Consider the following 2,314-nt stretch of genomic DNA (forward strand, 5'->3'; position numbering starts at 1 on the left):
CTCTCAAGGTGGAAGTACGATAACGCAGCAAGTTATTAAAAACTACTTCTTATCGATGGAAAAAACGTCAAAGCGTAAGGTTCAGGAAATATATTTAGCGTATAAGCTAGAACAACAGTATTCAAAACATGAAATATTAGAGATGTATTTAAATAAAATTAATTTAGGTAACCGTTCATATGGAATCGCAACAGCAGCACAAAACTACTACGGTAAAGAATTGAATGAGTTAACATTACCAGAAGTTGCGATGCTTGCCGGTTTACCGAAAGCGCCGAATAACTATGACCCAACGAAAAAAGAAAATGTTCAAAGGGCAACAGAAAGAAGAAATACTGTACTAGGGTTAATGAATCGACATGGCTATATAACAAAACAAGAAATGGAAGAAGCATCGAAAGTTGACGTAGAAAAGGGACTTAAGCCTGCAACAGAACTACAAGCGATGCCATATCCTGCATTTATGGATGCGGTTGTGAAAGAAGTAGAAAAAGAACTACCAGATGCTAATATAGGTTCTGACGGTTTAGAAATTTATACAACATTGGATCCTAAAGCACAGAAATTGGCTGATAATATTTTAAATACAAATATTATTAATTATCCAAATGAGAGCTTCCAAGGTGCTTTCACATTTATGGATACGAAAACAGGAGAAGTTCGTGCTATAGGCAGTGGTCGTGGTGAAAATAAAGCTGTATTTAAAGGACATAATATGGCAATTGAATTAGATCGTGCAGCTGGCTCGACAATGAAGCCGATTTTTGACTATGCTCCTGCAATTGAATATTTAAAATGGGCTACTTACCATCAAATTGATGACTCTCCATTTAAGTATTCAACGGGGCAAGAAGTTCGAAATGCAGACAGAAGTTATTCAGGCCCAATTTCAATGCGTGAAGCATTAAAAATGTCGCGTAATATTCCGGCAATTAAAACTGCAAAAGAAGTGGGAATTAGTAAATCGAAAGACTTCTCTGAGAAATTAGGTATTACATTTAATACAGCACCGACAGAATCTACAGCGATTGGTACAAACGAAGTATCACCAACTGAAATAGCGGGTGCTTATGCGGCATTTGGTAATGATGGTAAGTATACGAAGCCGCATTTTGTTAAGAAAGTAGTTTATCCAGATGGCAAGTCACAAAGTTTTGGACAAAAACCAAAACCAGTTATGGCGGATTCTACAGCATATATGATTACTGATATGCTTCGTTCTGTAGTTACATCAGGTACTGGTACATCGGCAAATGTGGCCTCTTTAGATGTAGCTGGTAAAACAGGTACAACAAACTATTCTTCAAAACAAATAGCGCAATATAAACTACCAGAAAGTGCAACTCGTGATAGTTGGTTTGCAGGATATACACCGCAATATACGATGGCAGTATGGACTGGATATATGAAAGATGGTAAAGACGAGTATATTAGTAGTAAAAATACGAAAATTGCACAGTTGATTTTTAAAGAAATGATGAGCGAGATGGCTACAGATAAATCACGCTTTAAAATGCCAAGTAGTGTTATTCAAGAAGGTAGTGAGTTACGTATAAAAGGTGCAAAACGTGATTCATCTCCAAATACGAGCGTGCCGGATACAACTGAACAACCGAAGCAAGATCAACAGCAAAAAACTGAAGAAGAGAAAAAGCAAGAAGAATTAAAGAAACAGGAAGAGCAAAAGAAACAAGAAGAGCAAAAGAAGCAAGATGAACTTAAGAAGCAAGAAGAGCAAAAGAAACAAGATGAACAGAATAAGCAAAATGAACAAAACAATGGAAATGGTCAAGGAACTCCAAATCCACCGAACAATGGAAATGGTCAAGGAACTCCAAATCCACCGAACAACGGAAATGGTCAAGGAACTCCAAATCCACCAACCACTGGAGGTGGCCAAGGAACTCCAAATCCACCAACCACTGGAGTTCCAAATCCGCCAACCACTGGAGGTGGCCAAGAAACTCCAAATCCACCAACCACTGGAGGTGGCCAAGAAACTCCAAATCCACCAACCACTGGAGGTGGCCAAGAGACTCCTGCTCCACCAACTACTGGCGGGAACGCAGGAGAAGTCCCTGCCAATAATGGACAATAAATAATGTATTTGAAGAGCACGTAAGGAATCGCAAAAAGCGCTTCCTTACGTGCTTTTTGTATTTAAAAAGGTCGTGATTTCTTACGATTTTTTTAAATATTAAAAGTACCATAGAAATTTTGAARGTAAATTGATGGGAAATGATAAAAAATTTGAGTCGGAGGTATTGGATAGCTAGGGCTATAAAAAGTAGTACTACTAGGATGTGTGCCATGG

At 38.2% G+C, this 2,314-nt stretch carries 1 protein-coding gene; it reads left to right on the forward strand.

Annotated elements, in window-relative coordinates; genetic code table 11:
- Nucleotides 1-2,098 (forward strand): transglycosylase domain-containing protein (locus AC1DTM_RS23295; protein WP_477000997.1); only part of this gene is annotated, 2,098 nt, incomplete at its 5' end.
- Between the last annotated feature and the right edge of the window lie 216 nt (nucleotides 2,099-2,314).

The sequence above is a fragment of the Bacillus sp. P4_D3 genome, assembly GCF_056401855.1.